This is a genomic window from Burkholderia sp. Ac-20392 (assembly GCF_017104585.1).
GTDB lineage: Bacteria > Pseudomonadota > Gammaproteobacteria > Burkholderiales > Burkholderiaceae > Burkholderia > Burkholderia lata.
On the sequence record NZ_JAAGPB010000244.1, the window covers coordinates 1 to 12,713 of the forward strand.

The window sequence follows — 12,713 nt, forward strand, 5'->3', positions numbered from 1 at the left end:
TCTCGGGTTTGCGGCCGCGCTCGTCGCGCTGCACGTGCCGGCGGCGTGGCGCGCGACGTTTGCGGCGCTCGCACTGCTGGCCGGGGTGGCGCTCGTGAACCTGCTGCCGGTCAATCCGTTCTTCGACTTCACGCTGTCGGGCTGGCGGCAGGGCCGCTACGTGCACTTCAACAGCCTCGCGCGCTGGCTCGCGTGGATCTGGCCCTACGCGGCGCTGATCTGGCTCGGCCAGCGCGTCGAGCATGCGTGGCTGCCGGCCGCGTTGCGCCGCTGACGCGGTGGTCAGGGCCACGCGGCGGCCGTATCGCGGGCAGCCGCGTGCGCCGCTCGCTATAATCGTCCGCATGAGTGCAGTGTTCGGCACCAATCGGCACTGATGTGCGGCGCCTTCGCGCCCGTGGCCGCGTTGCAAATCCTCGCGATGCCACCAGGCATCGCTGCGGTTTGCGCGTTGCCACGAGCACGAATCCGCTGGCACATGAGCGCCGCTTGGCACCGAACACTTCACGCCCGCTGCCCCGCGCAGCGGCAACCGCTCCTCTTTCCGCACGGCCTCGCGCCGGGACGCTCGTCACCATCATGGATTCCTACTACCAGCACCACGTCTTCTTCTGCCTGAACCAGCGCGAACCGGGCGCCGAACGCCCGAGCTGCGCGCAATGCGACGCGCAGAGCATGCAGGAATATGCGAAAAAGCGCGTGAAGGAGCTCGGCCTCGCGGGGCCCGGCAAGGTTCGCATCAACAAGGCCGGCTGCCTCGACCGCTGCGAGGAAGGGCCCGTGATGGTCGTGTATCCGGAAGGCACGTGGTACACGTACGTCGACCAGGCCGACATCGACGAGATCGTCGAATCGCACCTGCGCGACGGCAAGGTCGTCGACCGCCTGAAGATCTGAGCGGGCCGGCCGAATGAACGTTCATACGCAGAAGTCGCTGATCGCGGGCCCGGTCGGGCAGATCGAAATCGCGGTCGACCTCCCCGACGCCGTGCGCGAGAGCGGCGCCGCGCCGCGCGGGATCGCGCTGGTCGCGCATCCGCATCCGCTGTTCGGCGGCACGATGGACAACAAGGTCGCGCAGACGCTCGCGCGCACGCTCGTGCAGCTGGACTACGTCGTGTTCCGGTCGAACTTTCGCGGCGTCGGCGCGACCGAAGGCGTGCACGACAACGGCACCGGCGAGGCCGACGACCTGCTCGCGGTGCTCGCGCACATGCGCGCGCAGCCCGCGTACGCCGACCTGCCGCTCGTGCTCGCGGGCTTCTCGTTCGGCACCTTCGTGCTGTCGCACGTCGCGAAGCGGCTGCGCGACGCGGGCGAGACGATCGAACGGATGGTGTTCGTCGGCACGGCCGCGAGCCGCTGGCAGGTGGCCGACGTGCCGGAGAACACGCTCGTGATCCACGGCGAAACCGACGACACGGTGCCGATCGCTTCCGTGTACGACTGGGCGCGGCCGCAGGAACTGCCGGTCGTCGTGATCCCCGGCGCCGAGCATTTCCTGCATCGCAAGCTGCACGTGCTGAAGCGCATCATCGTCGACGCGTGGCGCTAGCCCGTGCGCGGGTGCCGGCGTAACGCCGGTCGCCCGCGTCGCCTCTCACACCGGATCTCCGGCACGCGCCGGACGCGCGTTCCCCCCGCGCGACATCGCGCCGCAGCGTGCGGCGCAACCCGACTTCCACCTCGCCTGCGCATGCCTTTCGCACAGCTTCGCGTGCGATGACGTGCAGCTTGCCGTCACCCTGCGCCCGATGCAGATGTGCGACGGTCCGGCGCCAGGTTCGCGAAAACGCCCTGCGCGGCCACGTATAATGGCCGGATTCCGCGTCGCCCGCGGCCCGGCTGGGCCCATTGCGGCGCTCGTTTCGCCGCCTGTCCGCCCGCTCGCGACGGCCGCGAACCGAACGCGTCCGCACGAGTCCAACCGGCGCGTTTCGCGTCGCCCGACGATTTCGGGCGAGTGCCCGAAACGCCCGCCGCCTTGCCGTTCAACCCTGCGCGTTTCGCACCGCACTTTCTGCCATCAGCCTGAATCGATCATGCGTCTGTCTCCCCAAGGCCTCAAGTCCCTCGCTTCCTCCATCGCCTTCGGCACCGCCGCGCGCAACGTCGCGCTCGGCGTGATGCTGCCCGTCGCACTCGCATCGACGATCGTCGTCGCCGAGGCGAAGCCGGCCGCCAAGGCCAAGGCCGCGCATGCGGCGCCGGCCGCCACCGAGCAGTTCACCGGCGCGCCCGCGACCTACATGCCGGGCGCCGTGCCGCCGCCGGGCGTGAATGCGCGCTCGTGGGTGCTCGTCGATGCGACCAGCAACACGGTGCTCGCGTCGGGCAATGCCGATGAACGCGTCGAGCCCGCGTCGCTGACGAAGCTGATGACCGCGTACCTCGTGTTCGAGGCGCTCGACAAGAAGAAGATCTCGATGGAGCAGATCGTCACGCCGAGCGAAGCCGTGCGCCGCGTCGGCCGCGACGAGTCGCGCATGTTCATCGAGGCGAACAAGCCGGTGTCCGTGCACGACCTCGTGTACGGGATGATCATCCAGTCGGGCAACGACGCCGCGATCGCGCTGGCCGAACTCGTCGGCGGCAGCGAAGGGCAGTTCGTCACCCTGATGAACGACGAGGCTGCGCGCCTCGGCATGAAGGGCACGCACTTCGCCGACGTGAACGGCATGCCCGACCCGAACCACTACACGACGGCCGGCGACCTCGCGAAGCTGTCCGCGCACCTGATCCGCGATTTTCCGCAGTACTACAGCATCTTCTCGGAGAAGGAATTCAAGTACAACAACATCCGCCAGGGCAACCGCAACCGCCTGCTGTGGCTCGACCCGACGGTCGACGGCCTGAAGACGGGCCATACGCAAGCGGCCGGCTACTGCCTGATCGCGTCGGCGAAGCGCGCGATTCCGGGCGTGGACGGCCAGCGCCGCCTGGTGTCGGTGATGATGGGCGAGCAGAAGGAAGGCGAGCGCACGCAGGACAGCATGAAGATGCTGAACTACGGCTACAGCGCGTTCGATTCGGTGCGCCTGTTCAAGGGCGGCCAGGCGATGTCGACGCCGCGCATCTACAAGGGCAAGGAAAACACCGTGCAGGTCGGCGTGAAGGGCGACCAGTGGGCGACCGTGCCGCGCGGCCTCGGCGACAAGATCAAGACGGAAGTCGACGTCAACGCGCCGCTGATCGCGCCGCTCGCGGAAGGCCAGCAGGTCGGCACCGTGAAGATCGTCGCCGACGGCAAGACGCTGTCGGAATTCCCGGTCGTCGCGCTGCAGGCGGTGCCGGAAGCGGGTATCTTCGGGCGTATCTGGGACTCGATCCTGCTGATGTTCAGCAAGAAGAAGTAAGCACGACGGGCCTTTGTTTTTACGACTTCATCCCCATCTGTCATAGCTATGAGCCAAGCCGAATTTGAACCGATCGTCTACCTCAGCGTCTCGTCGCAGGAGGAAATGGTGCCGCTGTCGGAAGCCCGTGTACCGGTGCTCGACCGCGGGTTCATCTTCGGCGACGGCGTGTATGAAGTTGTCCCCGTTTATGCACACGACGGCGCGCACGTGCCGTTCCGGATCGAGCAGCATCTGGCGCGGCTCGAGCGCAGCCTGAAGAAGATCGGCATCGTGAGCCCGCACGACGATGCGGGCTGGCGTGCGCTGATCGAGCGCGTCGTCGCGGCGAATGCCGAAGGGCTCGGCGACGGCAACGCGCTCGTCTACCTGCAGGTGACGCGCGGTGTCGCGAAGCGCGGCCACGCGTTCCCCGCGAACGCGGTGCCGACGGTGTTCGTGATGACGAGCCCGCTGCGCCTGCCGTCCGCCGAAGAACGCGCGCAGGGCGTGCGCTGCGTGACGGCCGAGGATCGTCGCTGGCTGCATTGCGACATCAAGTCGACCTCGCTGCTCGGCAACGTGCTGATGGCGCAGCATGCTGCGGAACGCGATGCGTTCGAGACGCTGCAACTGCGCGACGGCAACCTGACGGAAGGCTCGTCGTCGAACGTGTGGATCGTGAAGAACGGCGAGCTGATCGCGCCGCCGCGCAGCAACAAGATCCTCGAGGGGATCCGCTACGCGCTGATCGAGGAGCTGGCCGACGAATGCAAGATTCCGTTCGTCGCACGCGAGATCAGCGAAGTGGAGTTGCGCGCAGCCGACGAGATCATGATCACGTCGGCCACGAAGGAAGTGCTGCCCGTCACGTCGCTCGACGATCTGCCCGTGCAGGGCGGCAAGCCGGGCCCCGTGTTCGCGGCGTTGTATGACGCGTACCAGCGCGCGAAAGCGCGCGAGTTTGAACAGTTTGACCTAACCCGGAGCAAATGATGAGCGAACCGACCAAAACCATCGAGGTGACCGGCGCGATCGATACCCGGAAGGAGTCGCTGCTGGAGTTCCCGTGCGATTTCCCGATCAAGATCATGGGCAAGGCGCACCCCGAGTTCAAGGACACGATCTTCAAGGTCGTCGCCGTTCACGACAACGAGATCGATGTCGAGAAGATCGAGGAGCGCGCGTCGAGCGGCGGTAATTACACGGGCCTCACGATCACCGTGCGGGCGACGAGCCAGGAACAGCTCGACAACATCTACCGCGCACTGACCGGCCATCCGATGGTCAAGGTCGTACTCTAAGCGCCTTCCAGCCTCCTTCCTGCGCGCACTCGGCGGGGGTCCTCCCCGCCGCGCGCCGCGCGTCCAGCTCGTCGCACAGCCGCTTGTATTCGGCGACTTCCTGAAGCAGCCAGGTTCTGAACGCCTGCACGCGCGGCGTGTTCAGGAGCGGCGGCGGACACACGAAAAAATAGTGCCACGGGCTCGGCCCGTCGATGTCGAACAGGCGCACGATGCGCCCGTCGAGCAGGTCGTGCACCGCGAGCGAGCGGCGCACCAGCGCGATGCCCTGGCCGTCGATCGCGGCCAGCAGCAGGTTCGACGAATCCTGGTACAGAATCCCCCGTTTCGGCTCGGTCAGCGTCTTGAGCCCGGCCGCGTCGAACCATGGCCGCCACAGCTCGTCGTCCGAGCGCAGCAGGTTGTAGTGCACGAGATCGGCGGGCGTTTGCGGCAGCTTGCCGCCGTTCAGCGTCGGCGCGCATGCCGGAAAGAACACCTCGTCGAACAGCGGCTCGACATGCAGCCCCGGGTAGTTGCCATGGCCGAAGCGGATCGCGAGATCGACGTCGTCGCGCGCGAAATCGGTGAGCGAGTTGGTCGACTGCAGCTCGACGTCGATTTCCGGATGCCGCTCGATGAACGTGCCGATGCGCGGCGTGATGAAACGCGCGGCGAACGACGACAGCATCGACACCACGAGCCGCCGGTCGCGGTCGCTCGCGCGCACGTCGCGGGTTGCATCGGCGATCACCATCAGCGCGGTGCGGATCTGCTGCGCGTAGCGCATGCCGGCGTCGGTCAGGCATAGCCGCTTGCCGTTGCGCGTGAACAGCTGCACGCCGAGTTCCTCCTCGAGCGCGCGTACCTGGTGGCTGACCGCGCCGTGCGTGACGTACAGCTCGTCGGCGGCGCGCGAGAAATTCTCGTGACGGGCGGCGGCTTCGAACGCGCGAATCGCGTTCAGCGCAGGTAGCTGGCGGAGGTCCATTTGCTAATTTTCCTCACATCGACGTGAAAATTGGTCGTTTTGTCGGACGCCTTGAAGTGACTACGATTGTAGCCATCGAAGCACTTTTTGGCGGAGTCGATCATGCAAGAAATTTCTTCAAGCATCACGTTCGAAATCCCCGCGGGCGAAACCGTGCCGATGAAGGTACAACGCAGCACGCGGCTGGTGGTGCAGTGCGGGCCGGTATGGGCGACGCGCAGCAACGACGTCAACGACTACTTCCTGGTCGACGGCGAAACGCTGAAGCTGCGCCGCGGCGAGCGGCTGTGGCTCAGCGCGGAAGGCCGGGAGGGCACGCGGGTGGCATTCTCGGTGTCGCGGCCGCCGCGGGAAGTCGCGCTCGGCGGGCTGGCACGGCTGCGCGAACGCGTGACCGCGCTGCTCCATGACGGCTGGCGCACCGTCTGACCATTATTTCCTCCGACGGATACCGGCGATCCGTCCCCTCTCCAAGGCCGGCGAGACCCACGGGTTTTCGGTAAACTACCGCCCATGTCCGTTTCGCCGGTTTCCATCGTGTCCACGCCTGTTGCCGTTTCCGCATCGCCCGCCGGGTCCCCGGATCAGCCGGCCCCGCCGGTCACCGTGCGCTGGCGGGGCGTCGAGACCTACGAGGCGAGCTTCGACGCGATGCGCGCGTTCACCGACACGCGCACGGCCGACACCGGCGACGAGATCTGGCTGGTCGAGCACCCGCCCGTCTACACGCTCGGCCAGGCCGGCGACCCGTCCCACCTGCTGGTGGCCGACAGCGGCGTGCCGCTCGTGAAGGTCGACCGCGGCGGGCAAATCACTTACCACGGCCCCGGCCAGATCGTCGCCTACCTGCTGCTGGACCTGCGCCGGCGCAAGCTGATGGTGCGCACGCTGGTGACGAAGATCGAGGAGGCCGTGATCGAAACCCTCGCGGCGTATAATCTCGCTTCGGTCCGCAAGGCGGGTGCGCCCGGGATCTACGTGGCGTCCGGCGTGCACGAGGGCGCGAAAATCGCGGCCCTCGGCCTGAAGATCCGCAACGGCTGCAGCTATCACGGGCTGAGCCTGAACGTGAAGATGGATCTGCGCCCGTTTCTTGCGATCAACCCGTGCGGCTATGCCGGACTGGAAACTGTCGACATGGCGAGCCTCGAGGTTGCCGCCGACTGGAACGACGTCGCCCACACGCTGGTGCGCCGTCTGATCGCCAACCTCGACGGCGCATCCGCGGCCGCCGACAAGCCGCAGGCACTGGAACAACATTCGAATGACTGACGTTACCGCTTCCCCCGCACCGGCCGATTCGGCCGCGACCCCTGCCTACGATCCGACCGCCAAGCAGAAGGCGCAGGCGAAGACGGCGCGCATCCCGATCAAGGTCATTCCGATCGAGAAGCTGAAGAAGCCCGAGTGGATCCGCGTGAAGGCGGCCACCGGCAGCTCGCGCTTCAACGAGATCAAGACGATCCTGCGCGAGCACAACCTGCATACGGTGTGCGAGGAAGCGAGCTGCCCGAACATCGGCGAATGCTTCGGCAAGGGCACCGCGACGTTCATGATCATGGGCGACAAGTGCACGCGCCGCTGCCCGTTCTGCGACGTCGGCCATGGCCGCCCCGATCCGCTGGATCCGGACGAGCCGAAGAACCTCGCGCGCACGATCGGCGCGCTGAAGCTCAAGTACGTGGTGATCACGAGCGTCGACCGCGACGACCTGCGTGACGGCGGCGCCGGCCACTTCGTCGAGTGCATCCGCGAAGTGCGCGAACAGTCGCCGGAAACGCGCATCGAAATCCTGACGCCGGACTTCCGCGGCCGTCTCGACCGCGCGATCTCGATCCTGAACGCCGCACCGCCGGACGTGATGAACCACAACCTCGAAACGGTGCCGCGCCTGTACAAGGAAGCGCGCCCGGGTTCGGACTACGCGCACTCGCTGAAGCTCCTGAAGGACTTCAAGGCGCTGCATCCGGACGTCGCGACGAAGTCGGGCCTGATGGTCGGCCTCGGCGAAACCGAAGAGGAAATCCTGCAGGTGATGCGCGACCTGCGCGCGCACGACGTCGACATGCTGACGATCGGCCAGTACCTGCAGCCGTCCGAGCACCACCTGCCGGTGCGTGCGTACGTGCATCCGGATACCTTCAAGATGTACGAGGAAGAGGCGTACAAGATGGGCTTCACGCACGCGGCCGTCGGCGCGATGGTGCGGTCGAGCTATCACGCCGATCTGCAGGCGCACGGGGCCGGGGTGGTCTGAGCGTCCTTGCTTCGCCGTCTTATGGCGAACCCGAAAAAGCCCGCAGCGATGCGGGCTTTTTTGTTGGCGCGGACGCCATGCTCGCGTTCGCACGGCAATCGCCACCGGACCGGACGCGCAATCCGGTCGAGCATGGAAAGCAAAGCTGAAACGGCATCGATAGCTTCGCAGGATAAGTTCGCTCCCACCGCGCGCAAAGCTCCTATAGTCGGCTCTCCCGCAGCAATGCCCGCATTCCGAAGGAGAGCCGCATGTCCCGTTTCAGCTTCATCCGCCGCGCCGTCGTCGCGCTGACCGCCTTTGCCGCGCTCGGCGCGGCGCACGCCGAAACGCGCGAAGTCGTGATCGCGTACCAGGACATGGTGGTGCCGTGGCGCTACGCGCAGGCGAGCGGTGAAGTCGAAAAGGCGACCGGCTACAAGGTCACGTTCCGCAAGCTCGACAGCGGCGCCGACGTGATCCGTGCGCTCGCGTCGGGCTCCGTGCAGCTCGGCGAAGCCGGCTCGAGCCCGATCGCGGCCGGGCTGTCGCAGGGGCTCGACATCTCGCTGTTCTGGGTGCTCGACAACATCAACGACGCCGAGGCGCTCGTCGCGCGCAACGGCTCGGGCGTCACGAACGTCGCATCGCTGAAGGGCAGGAAGATCGGCGTGCCGTTCGTGTCGACGTCGCATTTCCACACGCTCGTTGCGCTGCAGGCCGCGGGCGTCAATCCGAACGACGTGAAGATCGTCAACCTGCGTCCGCCCGAAGTCGCGGCGGCGTGGGCGCGCGGCGACATCGACGCGACCTACATCTGGGATCCGGTGCTCGCGAAGGTCAAGCAGTCGGGCACCGTGCTGACGACGTCGGGCCAGGTGGCGAAAGAAAGCGGCAAGGCGACCTTCGACGGCTTCGTCGTGAGCCGCAAGTTCGCGCGCGAGAACCCCGAGTTCGTCACGCGTTTCGTGAAGGTGCTCGCAGCCGCCGATGCAGACTACCGCGCGCATGCCGCTGCGTGGAAGGTCGGCTCGCCGCAGGTCGCGGCGGTCGCGAAGGTGTCGGGCGCGAACGCGCAGGACGTGCCGGCCAGCCTCGCGCTCTACGCATTCCCGACGGCGGCCGAGCAGGCGTCGCCGACGTGGCTCGGCGGCGGTGCGCAATCGGGCGCAGCGAAGTCGCTCGCGGCGACCGCCACCTTCCTCAAATCGCAAGGCACGATCCAGACGGTGCTCGCCGACTATTCGGCCGGTGTCGATCCGCAGTTCGTGCAGAAGGCCGCGCGCTGAGCGCGGCGATCATCGCGGAGCCCCGAGCATGAGCACGCTGGAAGTCCGTCAGGTATCGGTTGCCTATCCGGGTGAGCGCGGCAGGCCGACGACGCAGGCGCTCGCGCGCGTCGACCTGCGCATCGATGCCGGTGAATTCGTCGTCGCGCTCGGCGCGTCCGGGTGCGGGAAAACGACGCTGCTGAACTGCATGGCTGGCTTCGTCGCGCCGACCACCGGCGACGTGCGCGTCGACGGTGTGCCGGTCACGGGCCCCGGCGCCGATCGCGGCGTCGTGTTCCAGAAGTACGCGCTGCTGCCGTGGCTCGACGTGCTCGACAACGTCGCGCTCGGGCTGCGCTTCGCGCGCGTGTCGAAGGCCGAGCGCGAAGCACGGGCGCGGGAGATGCTCGCGCTCGTCGGGCTCGACGGTCATGCGCATGCGCGGGTGTACGAGCTGTCGGGCGGGATGCAGCAGCGTGTCGGCATCGCGCGTGCGCTTGCGAGCGACCCGCGCGTGCTGCTGATGGACGAGCCGATGGGCGCGCTCGATGCGATGACGCGCGGCACGATGCAGGCGCTCGTGCTCGACGTGTGGGCGCGCACCGGCAAGACGGTGTTCTTCATTACGCACGATGTCGAGGAGGCGCTGTTCCTCGCGACGCGTCTCGTCGTGATGACGCCCGGCCCCGGCCGGATCGCGGAAACCTTCGAACTGCCGTTCGCGCGCCGCTACGTCGAATCGCGCGATGCGCGTGCGGTGAAGTCTTCACCGGATTTCATCGCGTGGCGCGAGCGGCTGATCGCGTATCTGCATCGCGACGCGGCGGCCGAGGTGGCCGCGTGATGCACGAACTCGCGCGACAGGGCGCGTCGGTCGGACGCGGTCGGATCAGCACTTTGCAGAGGCAGGACAGCATGAGCACGCAGGATTCGTGGGTGGCCGACGGGACGGCCGCAGGTTTGGAGCAGGGCGATCGCACGCGGACTCGGGCGGCAGAACGTCGTGCGCCGTCGTCGCGCCGCTACCGGTTGCCGGGGGAGGGGAAGACGGCGGCCTTGAGCACGGCGACGGTCGCGGTGCTGGCCGTACTGTGGTGGATTGCCACGCATCGCCAGTGGCTGCCGCCGCTGTTCCTGCCCGCACCGGAAGCCGTGTGGGCGGCATTCGTCGACGCATGGCACGGGCGCATCCAGGGCGGCTTGCCGCTGTCCGAACATCTGCTGTGGAGCGCCGCGCGCGTGTTCGGCGCGTTCCTGCTCGCGACCGCGATCGGCGTGCCGGCCGGCATCCTGATGGGTGTGAGCCGCATTGCACGCGGCGTGCTCGATCCGTTGCTGGAGTTCTACCGGCCGCTGCCGCCGCTTGCGTACCTGCCGCTCGTCGTGATCTGGTTCGGCATCGACGAAACGGCGAAGCTCGTCGTGATCTTCCTCGCGTGCTTCGCGCCGATCGCGATGGCCGCGCGCGCCGGCGTGCGCGCCGCGACCGTCGAGCAGATCAACGCCGCGTATTCGCTCGGCGGCAGCTTCGCGCAGATCGTGCGGCACGTGGTGCTGCCGGCCGCGCTGCCGGAGATCCTCACCGGGCTGCGGATCGCGATCGGCTTCGGCTGGACGACGCTCGTCGCGGCCGAGATGGTTGCCGCGACCGCCGGGCTCGGGCAGATGGTGCTCAACGCGTCGAGCTTCCTGCGTACCGACATCGTCGTGATGGGCATCCTGATCATCGGCGCGATCGCGTGGCTGTTCGATCTCGCGATGCGGTGGGTCGAGCGGCGGATCGTGCCGTGGAAGGGGAGAGGCTGACGGAACACCGGCGATACGGGCGACGTCTGCACGCCGCCCCGGCCTGCCGCCCTCAATCCCCCATCGCCACCCCTTCCCGCCGCGGATCCGCCCCGCCGAACCACACCGTCTGCCCCTGCACGTTCAGCCGCTGGATCCCCTGCAGCCCCGAGTTCATCTCGACGACCTGCACGTCGTGACCGCGGCCCTTCAGCCCGTCGGCGAGTGCTTCCGACACGCGGCCGCGTTCGAGCTGCGTCGGCCCGTTCATCGACCCGAAGTTCGGCAGCGCGATCGCCTGCTGCATCGTCATCCCCCAGTCGAGCACGCCGACCAGCGTCTTCGCGACGTGATTGATGATCGCGGGGCCGCCGGCCGAGCCGACGATCATCGTCACCTGCTTCGTCTTCTTGTCGAACACGAGTTCCGGCGACATCGCCGAGCGCGGTCGCTTGCCGGCCTGCACGCGGTTCGCGACCGGCCGGCCGTTGTCGTTCGACACGAACGAGAAATCGGTGAGCTGGTTGTTCAGCATGAAGCCGCGCACCATCAGCCGCGAACCGAATGCGTCCTCGATGCTGGTCGTCATCGACAGCGCCTGGCCGTAGCGGTCGACGATCGCGATGTCGGACGTCGACGGCAGCTCGGGGCTGCGGTCGTCGGCCATCGCGAGCGTCGCGCCCTGCGGCGTGCCGGCCTGCGCGACGCCCATGCTGCTGTCGCCGATCAGGTGCGCGCGCTGCGCGAGATAGGTCTTGTCGGTGAGGCTCGCCCAGCTGCCGCCCGGCAGCGGCACGAAATCGGGATCGGCCACGTAGCGTGCGCGGTCCGCATACGCGAGGCGCCCGGCTTCGCTGAACAGGTGCGCGGCGAACGGTGTCGGCTCGTAGCCGATGTCGTTGCGCACCGGCTTCTGCGCGCCGATCTGCTGCCAGTCGGGCATCGCTTCGAGGATGCCGAGCATCTGCGCGATCGCGAGGCCGCCCGACGACGGCGGCGGCATCCCGCACACGACCGAGCGACGGTAGTCGGCGCACAGCGGCGCGCGCACCTTCGCCTTGTAGCGCGCGAGATCCTGGAGCGACAGCAGGCCCGGGTTGGTCGGGTGCTTGCGCACCTTCGTGACGATGTCGCGCGCGATCGCGCCGCTGTAGAACGCGTTCGCGCCGCGGTCGGCGACCTGGCGCAGCACGGTCGCGAGCGCGGGGTTCTTCAGCACCGTGCCGGCCGCCTTCGGCGTGCCGTCCGGGTTGTAGAAGTACGCGCGCGCGGCCGGGTCGTTCTTCAGGTACTTGTCGTTGGCGATCAGCGTCGAGAGCCGCGGGCTGATCGTGAAACCGTGCTCGGCGAGCCGGATCGCCGGCTGGAACAGCCGGCGCCACGGCAGCTTGCCGTGCGCGCGGTGTGCGGCGTCGAGCATGCGCAGCACGCCCGGCGTGCCGACCGAGCGCCCGCCGACGACACCTTCGTAGAAGCTCATCGGCTGGCCGGTCGGCCCGTAGAACAGGCGGTCGGTCGCGGCGGCCGGTGCGGTTTCGCGGCCGTCGTAGGCTTGCGTTGCCTTGCCGTCGAAGTACAGCATGAATGCGCCGCCGCCGATTCCCGACGATTGCGGCTCGACGAGCGCGAGCACCATCTGCGTCGCGATCGCCGCGTCGATCGCGGTGCCGCCTGCCTTCAGCATGTCGTAGCCGGCCTGCGTCGCGAGCGGGTTCGCGGCCGCGATCATGAAGCGCTGCGAGGTCCAGCCCGGCTTGTCGGTCCAGCCGGACGACAGCTCGGGCGCATGGAAGCCGGGCAGCGGCACGGCGG

The 12,713-nt window shown here is 67.9% G+C and carries 13 protein-coding genes and 1 pseudogene; 12 read left to right on the forward strand and 2 right to left on the reverse strand.

All coding sequences use genetic code 11. The features are described from left to right. The 6 genes and pseudogenes from G3N99_RS23835 to G3N99_RS23860 form a co-directional block, all read left to right on the forward strand. A pseudogene (locus G3N99_RS23835) lies at positions 1–274 on the forward strand (teicoplanin resistance protein VanZ); the annotation flags it as partial. A 305-nt stretch (positions 275–579) separates the two neighbouring features. After that, a complete protein-coding gene (locus G3N99_RS23840; RefSeq protein ID WP_011353339.1) occupies positions 580–897 on the forward strand; it encodes a ferredoxin in 318 nt (105 codons plus the stop codon). Between the two features lie 13 nt (positions 898–910). Further along, the gene (locus G3N99_RS23845; RefSeq protein ID WP_174937743.1) at positions 911–1,555 is read left to right on the forward strand and encodes an alpha/beta hydrolase; all 645 of its coding nucleotides are present in this window, start codon (positions 911–913) and stop codon (positions 1,553–1,555) included. 487 nt (positions 1,556–2,042) lie between these two features. Further along, positions 2,043–3,356 (forward strand): D-alanyl-D-alanine carboxypeptidase family protein, encoded by a 1,314-nt coding sequence (locus G3N99_RS23850; protein ID WP_011353337.1) that lies wholly within the window; start codon positions 2,043–2,045, stop codon positions 3,354–3,356. A 48-nt stretch (positions 3,357–3,404) separates the two neighbouring features. Next, a complete protein-coding gene (locus G3N99_RS23855) occupies positions 3,405–4,331 on the forward strand; it encodes a D-amino acid aminotransferase (RefSeq protein ID WP_174946569.1) in 927 nt (308 codons plus the stop codon). Beyond that, positions 4,331–4,639, forward strand: a complete 309-nt coding sequence (locus G3N99_RS23860) for a YbeD family protein (RefSeq protein WP_011353335.1) — start codon at positions 4,331–4,333, stop codon at positions 4,637–4,639. The genes G3N99_RS23855 and G3N99_RS23860 overlap by 1 nt, the downstream gene beginning before the upstream one ends. Here the strand turns inward: G3N99_RS23860 and G3N99_RS23865 are convergent. Then, positions 4,623–5,609 carry a transcriptional regulator GcvA gene (locus tag G3N99_RS23865; RefSeq protein WP_206123623.1) on the reverse strand — a complete coding sequence of 329 codons (987 nt, stop codon included), beginning with the start codon at positions 5,607–5,609 and terminating at the stop codon, positions 4,623–4,625. The two genes, G3N99_RS23860 and G3N99_RS23865, sit on opposite strands and share 17 nt — an antisense overlap. 102 nt (positions 5,610–5,711) lie before the next feature. Between G3N99_RS23865 and G3N99_RS23870 the strand changes: the two genes are divergently transcribed. From G3N99_RS23870 to G3N99_RS23895, 6 genes are all read left to right on the forward strand, one after another. Beyond that, positions 5,712–6,038 carry a DUF2917 domain-containing protein gene (locus tag G3N99_RS23870; protein WP_122946777.1) on the forward strand — a complete coding sequence of 109 codons (327 nt, stop codon included), beginning with the start codon at positions 5,712–5,714 and terminating at the stop codon, positions 6,036–6,038. Positions 6,039–6,122: 84 nt separating this feature from the next. Further along, on the forward strand, positions 6,123–6,881 hold the full coding sequence (gene lipB / locus G3N99_RS23875; protein ID WP_166965229.1) for a lipoyl(octanoyl) transferase LipB: 759 nt from the start codon (positions 6,123–6,125) through the stop codon (positions 6,879–6,881). Next, on the forward strand, positions 6,874–7,866 hold the full coding sequence (gene lipA / locus G3N99_RS23880) for a lipoyl synthase (protein ID WP_039346279.1): 993 nt from the start codon (positions 6,874–6,876) through the stop codon (positions 7,864–7,866). The genes lipB and lipA overlap by 8 nt, the downstream gene beginning before the upstream one ends. Positions 7,867–8,117: 251 nt before the next feature. After that, the gene (gene tauA, locus G3N99_RS23885) at positions 8,118–9,134 is read left to right on the forward strand and encodes a taurine ABC transporter substrate-binding protein (RefSeq protein ID WP_174916224.1); all 1,017 of its coding nucleotides are present in this window, start codon (positions 8,118–8,120) and stop codon (positions 9,132–9,134) included. Positions 9,135–9,162: 28 nt separating this feature from the next. After that, complete coding sequence (locus G3N99_RS23890) at positions 9,163–9,960, forward strand: ABC transporter ATP-binding protein (RefSeq protein ID WP_206123624.1); 798 nt, start codon at positions 9,163–9,165, stop codon at positions 9,958–9,960. Continuing rightward, positions 9,960–10,922: an ABC transporter permease subunit gene (locus G3N99_RS23895; RefSeq protein WP_206123626.1), complete on the forward strand. Its 963-nt coding sequence runs from the start codon at positions 9,960–9,962 to the stop codon at positions 10,920–10,922. The genes G3N99_RS23890 and G3N99_RS23895 overlap by 1 nt, the downstream gene beginning before the upstream one ends. A 52-nt stretch (positions 10,923–10,974) precedes the next feature. Here G3N99_RS23895 and ggt read toward each other — a convergent pair. Beyond that, the coding region (ggt, locus tag G3N99_RS23900) for a gamma-glutamyltransferase (RefSeq protein ID WP_206123625.1) at positions 10,975–12,713 on the reverse strand (1,739 nt) is incomplete at its 5' end.

Coding starts and splice junctions, on each gene's coding strand:
- G3N99_RS23840 (WP_011353339.1), top strand. CDS start 580: ATGGATTCCTACTACCAGCACCACGTCTTCTTCTGCCTGAACCAGCGC.
- G3N99_RS23845 (WP_174937743.1), top strand. CDS start 911: ATGAACGTTCATACGCAGAAGTCGCTGATCGCGGGCCCGGTCGGGCAG.
- G3N99_RS23850 (WP_011353337.1), top strand. CDS start 2,043: ATGCGTCTGTCTCCCCAAGGCCTCAAGTCCCTCGCTTCCTCCATCGCC.
- G3N99_RS23855 (WP_174946569.1), top strand. CDS start 3,405: ATGAGCCAAGCCGAATTTGAACCGATCGTCTACCTCAGCGTCTCGTCG.
- G3N99_RS23860 (WP_011353335.1), top strand. CDS start 4,331: ATGAGCGAACCGACCAAAACCATCGAGGTGACCGGCGCGATCGATACC.
- G3N99_RS23865 (WP_206123623.1), bottom strand. CDS start 5,609: ATGGACCTCCGCCAGCTACCTGCGCTGAACGCGATTCGCGCGTTCGAA.
- G3N99_RS23870 (WP_122946777.1), top strand. CDS start 5,712: ATGCAAGAAATTTCTTCAAGCATCACGTTCGAAATCCCCGCGGGCGAA.
- lipB (WP_166965229.1), top strand. CDS start 6,123: ATGTCCGTTTCGCCGGTTTCCATCGTGTCCACGCCTGTTGCCGTTTCC.
- lipA (WP_039346279.1), top strand. CDS start 6,874: ATGACTGACGTTACCGCTTCCCCCGCACCGGCCGATTCGGCCGCGACC.
- tauA (WP_174916224.1), top strand. CDS start 8,118: ATGTCCCGTTTCAGCTTCATCCGCCGCGCCGTCGTCGCGCTGACCGCC.
- G3N99_RS23890 (WP_206123624.1), top strand. CDS start 9,163: ATGAGCACGCTGGAAGTCCGTCAGGTATCGGTTGCCTATCCGGGTGAG.
- G3N99_RS23895 (WP_206123626.1), top strand. CDS start 9,960: ATGCACGAACTCGCGCGACAGGGCGCGTCGGTCGGACGCGGTCGGATC.